Source organism: Natronococcus jeotgali DSM 18795, from assembly GCF_000337695.1.
GTDB classification, from domain to species: Archaea; Halobacteriota; Halobacteria; order Halobacteriales; family Natrialbaceae; genus Natronococcus; species Natronococcus jeotgali.
On record NZ_AOIA01000118.1, the window covers coordinates 1 to 6,059 of the forward strand.

At 67.5% G+C, this 6,059-nt stretch carries 5 protein-coding genes and 1 pseudogene; 3 read left to right on the top strand and 3 right to left on the bottom strand.

The features are described from left to right. Both C492_RS12995 and C492_RS13000 read right to left on the bottom strand, forming a co-directional pair. A pseudogene (locus C492_RS12995) lies at positions 1 to 287 on the bottom strand (metal-dependent hydrolase); the annotation flags it as partial. Between the two features lie 87 nt (positions 288 to 374). Then, positions 375 to 893, bottom strand: coding sequence for a CinA family protein (locus tag C492_RS13000; protein WP_008424270.1), 519 nt, complete (start codon positions 891 to 893; stop codon positions 375 to 377). A 123-nt stretch (positions 894 to 1,016) separates the two neighbouring features. Between C492_RS13000 and C492_RS13005 the strand changes: the two genes are divergently transcribed. Together C492_RS13005 and C492_RS13010 are read left to right on the top strand one after the other, a co-directional pair. Next, positions 1,017 to 2,117 (top strand): pyridoxal phosphate-dependent aminotransferase, encoded by a 1,101-nt coding sequence (locus C492_RS13005; protein WP_008424272.1) that lies wholly within the window; start codon positions 1,017 to 1,019, stop codon positions 2,115 to 2,117. 229 nt (positions 2,118 to 2,346) lie between these two features. Further along, entirely contained in the window at positions 2,347 to 4,131 is a 1,785-nt protein-coding gene (locus C492_RS13010) for an outer membrane protein assembly factor BamB family protein (RefSeq protein WP_049893051.1), read from the top strand. Positions 4,132 to 4,338: 207 nt separating this feature from the next. On the opposite strand, the gene C492_RS13015 is transcribed toward C492_RS13010, so the two are convergent. Then, positions 4,339 to 4,593 (bottom strand): hypothetical protein, encoded by a 255-nt coding sequence (locus C492_RS13015; protein WP_008424276.1) that lies wholly within the window; start codon positions 4,591 to 4,593, stop codon positions 4,339 to 4,341. Between the two features lie 220 nt (positions 4,594 to 4,813). On the opposite strand from C492_RS13015, the gene C492_RS13020 reads away from it, so the two are divergent. Continuing rightward, on the top strand, positions 4,814 to 5,959 hold the full coding sequence (locus C492_RS13020; protein ID WP_049893052.1) for an ArsA family ATPase: 1,146 nt from the start codon (positions 4,814 to 4,816) through the stop codon (positions 5,957 to 5,959). Positions 5,960 to 6,059: the final 100 nt, after the last annotated feature.

Consider the following 6,059-nt stretch of genomic DNA (forward strand, 5'->3'; position numbering starts at 1 on the left):
GATGTGTATAAGAGACAGTAGTGGGTCAACACGCCGATCCAGACGTACTCGAGGTTGCCGAAGACGAACGGGAAGGCGACGAACAGCGCCAGCACGGGGAGGTTGTGCAGCGTCTTGCGGTGGCGGCCGAACGCGGTGTCGACGTCGGGAAAGAGCGCGCCGAGCGTCACCGGGACGGTGATCGCCACGACCGACTCGAGGGTTCCCGGATCGAGCGCGGGCTCGAGCAAGATCGCGAGCCCGACGCTCAGCAGGACGGCGTTGAGGACGTGTCCCCGCTTGTTCATGGGGGGAGTCGCGGGGGGACCCCCGAATAGTTTTCTCTCGCAGACGGTCAGCGTCCGCGAGGGGTCGGCTCGCGTATCGTTCGATCGCTACCCGCGGACCTCCTCGACGGCGGCGAGCAACTCCTCGAGCGCCCGGTCGACGGTCTTCGCCCGCACGTCCGCGCGGTCGCCGTCGAACTCGTACCGGGAGACCGTCGCGAACGAGGACTGCGTTCCCCAGGGTCCGGCGTAGGAGACGCCGATGTAGACCGTGCCGACCGGGTCGTCCTCGGTACCGCCGGTGGGACCGGCGACGCCGGTGGTCGCGACGCCCCAAGTTGCGTCGGTGGCGTCGCGGATCCCCTGGGCCATCTCGCGGGCGACCGGCTCCGAGACGGCGCCGTGCTCGTCGAGCGCCTCGCGGCTGACTCCGAGGTGGCGACGCTTGGCGTCGTAGGCGTAGGTCGTCAGCCCCGAGTCGAAGTAGTCGCTGGCCCCCGGAACTGCGGTGATCGCCGCGCCGATCAGCCCGCCCGTACAGGACTCGGCGACGGCGAGGCTGTCGCCGGCGTCCCGCATCGCGTCGGCGACGTCCATCGGCAGCTCGCGGTCGATGTCGTCGTTCATATCCGATCCGAGGCGCCGGGTGCGTTTCAAAGTCGGGGTTGCGCCGCCGGGACGTCCCCGCTCGAGAGCCGACCTCGAGCGCGCGACGAAAGAACGACGACGGACGAGCACCCAGTGAGCCGCATGGAGTACGAGACGCCGCTGTTCTTTCGCGTGATGCAGTACGCCGACCGTGCCGACCGGGACGTGATCGACATGGTCAGCGGGAACCCCGACTGGGAGCCCCCGGAGGCCCTGCGCGAGGGACTGGGCGAGTACGCCGACCTCGAGCCCGACCAGTTCCAGTACCCGCCCAGCGAGGGCCTCCACGAGCTTCGAGAGGAGATCGCCGCCCGACGGAACGTCGACACCGAGCAGGTCGTCGTCACCAACGGCGCGGGGGAGGCGAACTACCTCGCGATGGCGCGAGCCCTCGAGCGCGACCGCGGCGACGAGGTCGTGCTGACCGATCCCGTCTACCCCTACTATCCGGGGAAGACGACGATGCTCGGCGGTCGTCAGCGGTTCGTCGCCGCCGACGAGACGGGCCAGCTCGATCCCGCCGACGTTCGCGACGCGGCGAGCGAGGAGACCGCCGCGATCGTCGTCAACTCGCCGAACAATCCGACGGGGGCGGTCTACCCCGAGGAGACGATCCGGGAACTCGTCGCCATCGCCGAGGAACACGACGCGATCCTGGTCAGCGACGAGGTGTACGACCACTTCGACCTCTCGGGGCGGTTCGCCTCCGCGCTCGGGGTCGACTCCGATCACCGGATCGTCACCAACGCCTTCTCGAAGTCGATGGCGATCACGGGCTTCCGGGTCGGCTACGCGGTCTTCCCGCCCCACCTCGTCGAGAACGCCAAGAGCCGCCACATGCTGGTCAACGTCGCGGGCAGCCGCCCCGCCCAGTACGCCGTCCTCCGGGCGCTCCGGGAGACCGAACCGGAGTACTACGAACAGAGCCGGGAGCTGCTCGCCGAGCGCGTCGAGACGTTCACCGACGCCCTCGAGGCCGCGGGCGCCGACTACACTACCCCCCAGGGCTCGTTCTACGTGATGGCCCGCTTCGAGGGGTATCCGGGGACGCTCGAGAACGTCGAGCGACTGATCGACGAGGCCGGGGTCGCGGGGATGCCCGGCGAGGCGTTCGGCGACTCCCGCGCCGACTGGCTCCGCTTTGCGCTGGTCACGCCGCGGGTCGAGGAAGCGGCCGATCGGCTCGCGACGCACTTTGAATAACCGTTGTCGGAAGTACGGTTCCCTCGTTCGACCTCGGACGGGAGCCCGAACGGACCTCGCGTGACGGGTGCCGGGAATCGAACGACGGGGATCCGTTCAGGTTCGTACTGGGTTCTGACTGCGTTAAAAAACCGCGTGGAGCGACTGTAATCTCGATTGAAACAATTGCACAGCGTAAAGTCACGTTAATTGCTGAATAGGATTATGACTGATCGCGGTACTCGTTCGTATGTCACCGTGGAAACGGCGATCCGTACTGGCAACAGGTGCAGCACTTTCGATTGGTGGGCTCGCTTCGGTGGGGGCCGGAGCCGCCGAGGGTGACGTCGACGAGCTTCCGGATCCGAATCGCGGTCCGAATCCGGAGGGAGACTGGACGTCACACCGGGGCGGCCCCGGTCACGCCAGATACATTCCCGACGGCCACGAGTTCGACGGGGGCGAACTCGAGGCCGCGTGGTCCCTCGAGGGTGCGGGTGCGGGTTTCGTCGCCGTCGCCGACGACACCGTGTACACGGCGACCGACGACGGCGTCGTCGCCCTGGATGCGGCAGACGGAACCGTCCGCTGGGAGAGCGCGGATATCGAGGCGGGAACGCCGTCGGTCGCCGGCGAGAGCGTCTACCTCAGCGGAACCGAGGTCGTCGCGCTCGACCGGTCCGACGGGAGCGTTCGCTGGGAGAGCGAGTTCGATCCCGAGGAGGAGATCGTCTGGCAGACGGTCGCCTACGGCGGCGTGTACGCCGTCGTCGACGGTACGCTGTACGCGCTCGAGGCCGACGACGGCTCGGTTCGGTGGAAGAAAGAATCGGTCGGCAGCGACGACGAGGAGTACGAGTTCTTTACGGCGCCCGCCGCGGCAAACGGCGTGATCTACAGCGTGACGGGCGCCGGTCTGATCGCTCTCGATCCCGAGACCGGTGCCGAAGTCTGGCAAAAGGGAACGATCGACTCTCAACCCGATACCGTCTACGCGACGTCGGAAGCGGTCGCGTATCCCGCCGATGGCTCCGCGGAGTGGCCGCTGCGTGATGCCCGGACGGGCGAGTTTGTAGCCGTAGGTTACGGGTTCAGCGAGATAGCCTTCGGCGAGGAAATCTACGTCGGCGGCGGCAGCGACCACGGGTACGGCGGCGGTTCGATCCGCGGTGACGAATACAGTTGGAGTCTCGACGTTCTGTACACCTACGGGCAAGCTGTTATCAGCGACGAAACCGTGTTCGCGTATCTCACTCGGAACGGGGGTCCCCCAAATCCCGAGTGGCGGGACTACGACGAGCACCTCGTCGCCCTGAACAAGTACGACGGGTCCGTGAAGTGGGCGCTCTCGAAGGACGATGCGCCGGTCGGATCGATTCGTGCGATCAGCGGGGAAACCATCTACGTCGACAACGACGGCGACCTCGTTGCGCTTCGGGAAGAGACCGACACGGACAGCGGTGAAGACGGCGAGGAGAACGACCAGTCCGGTGACAGTGAGGAGAGCGACCAGTCCGATGACGGTGAAGACGGTGAGGAAAACGACCAGTCCGGTGACAGTGAGGAGAGCGACCAGTCCGATGACGGTGAAGACGGTGAGGAAAACGACCAGTCCGGTGACGGGGACTCCGACGAACAGGACGAGCACCAGGACGGCGAGGACGATGGCAACACGGGGGAAGACGACACCGACGAAGACGAGTGTCCCTGTCCGGACGACGATCCGGCCGACAGCGGTAGCGGATCCGGTAGCGACGGCGGATCCGGTAGCGACGGCGGATCCGATGACGACGGCGGATCCAGTAGCGACGGAGAGTCCGATGGCGATGGCGGCGGATCCAGCGGCGATGACGGTAACGCCGGGAACGGGGACGCCGGAGATGGAAACGCCGGAAACGAGACCGAAACCGACGCCGACGACGTGCCCGGCTTCACGACCGGCGCCGGACTCCTCGGCGGGGCGCTCGGCCTCGAGTGGCTGCGCCGCAAGGCCGGCGTCGACGAACCGACCGGCGTGAACGAACCGTCAGAGTGAGGCATTCCCGGTCGGTCGGACTGGGACGAGCGGACCGACCGACGAACGTTTGCCGCCCCGGGTCCGATCACCGCCGGCGCAAAAACGTCACCGAAAAGGCCCGCATTCGCGGACGTCGTCCGCTTGTGCGGTGAACTGCTCGCGTTGTGGGCCCGACGACTACGATCGCGCCCTAGAGAACCGCGATTCGGTCCCGGTCCGGAGGACCTATCGCAGGGTTCCGCTCCAGGCGCAGTCGGGACAGACGTACAGCCCCGCGCCGTTGACGGTCTCGGCGGCACAGTCCGGACAGGCCGTCGAGCCGGCGGCGCCGACGGCCGCGGTCGGATCCTCGGGCCGGAGCACGCCGCGGGCGTTCGCAGCCGGGAGCGCCAGCCCGGGCTCGCCGCCGCCGTACGGGAACGGGGCGTCGTCGTTCGTCGTCGATTCGTCGGGACTCGGTCGGGTGAGTTGTGCGGTCATGAGGGGTAGTTCGAAGCGCCACCACCGCTTCGCCGTGAGCGTACCGTCGACGCCATCGTAATTAAATCTACGTAGAAAGATGGGTATATCGATAAGGACACTCCCCATGCCTTAAATTGGCGAGGCAGTGTTAATATCTCTCGTGGACGGGCGCGGTCCGATTCGTCGATCGCTCCTCGAGACCGACGGGTTCTCGTGTGCGCGCCGGAAACCGGACTGCATGAGCGGAATCGACGTCGAACCGGTCGACGAGGCCGAGGCGGACGACGGGGGGACCGACGACGGGGACCACACGATCGAGGTGACGCCGACGGAGTCGGTCGGCGAGAGGGAGACGGTCTCCGTTCGTCCGTCCGAGGAGGACATCGAGGGACCGGACTACGTGCTCTACGGCGGCAAGGGCGGGGTCGGGAAGACGACGATGGCGGCCGCGACCGCGCTGGACAGCGCCCGCGGGGGCGTCCCGACGCTCGTGGTCTCGACCGATCCGGCTCACTCGCTGTCGGACACCTACGAGACGGAGATCCCCTCGGAGCCGGGACGGATCCGCGAGGACGTTCCGCTGTACGCCGCCGAGATCGACCCCGAGGCCGCCGTCGACGACGCCGGCTTCGCCGCCCGGGCGCAAGCGCAGGGAGAGGGGGCCGGAATGTTCGGTAGCCTCGAGGGGATGTTCGGCGAGGACTCCCCGATGGAGTCGCTGCTGGGCGGGCCGATGCCGGGCTCGGACGAGGCCGCCGCGATGCAGCTGTTACTCGAGTACCTGGACGACGATCGGTTCGAACGGGTCGTCGTCGACACGGCGCCGACGGGCCACACCCTGCGATTGCTCCAGCTTCCCGAACTCATGGACACGATGATGGGCCGCATCATAAAGTTCCGCCAGCGGATCGGCGGCATGCTCGACGGGATGAAGGGGATGTTCGGTGGCGAGGAGATGCCCGAGGAGGAGCCCGACCTGCGGAACGTAGAGGAGCTGCGCGAGCGCATCGAGCGCTTGCGCGCCGCCCTGCGGGATCCCGCCCGAACGGACTTCCGGATCGTGCTGGTCCCCGAGGAGATGAGCGTCCTCGAGTCCAAGCGGCTGCGCGAGCAGCTTCAGGAGTTCGGCATCCCCGTCGGCACCGTCGTCGTCAACCGCGTCATGGAGCCCCTCTCCGACGTCACCGACGACGTCGAGGGCGACTTTTTGCAGCCCGACCTCGAGGGCTGCGAGTTCTGCCAGCGCCGCTGGGACGTCCAACAGTCGGCCCTGGCGGAGGCCCAGGAGCTGTTCCGGGGGACCGACGTTCGCCGGGTGCCGCTGTTCGCCGACGAGGTCCAGGGCGAGGGGATGCTCGAGGTCGTCGCGGCCTGCCTGCGATAGCTACTGTTCTTCCGTCTCGGCCGCGGGAACGGTCGTCACCGGGCGATCGCTGTCGAGGATCACGCCCTGTCCCTTATACACATCTCTGAGCGGGCTGGCA

Excerpts from the sequence above, each read along its gene's own strand:
- C492_RS13000 (WP_008424270.1), bottom strand. The coding sequence starts at position 893 with ATGAACGACGACATCGACCGCGAGCTGCCGATGGACGTCGCCGACGCG.
- C492_RS13020 (WP_049893052.1), top strand. The coding sequence starts at position 4,814 with ATGAGCGGAATCGACGTCGAACCGGTCGACGAGGCCGAGGCGGACGAC.
- C492_RS13015 (WP_008424276.1), bottom strand. The coding sequence starts at position 4,593 with ATGACCGCACAACTCACCCGACCGAGTCCCGACGAATCGACGACGAAC.
- C492_RS13010 (WP_049893051.1), top strand. The coding sequence starts at position 2,347 with ATGTCACCGTGGAAACGGCGATCCGTACTGGCAACAGGTGCAGCACTT.
- C492_RS13005 (WP_008424272.1), top strand. The coding sequence starts at position 1,017 with ATGGAGTACGAGACGCCGCTGTTCTTTCGCGTGATGCAGTACGCCGAC.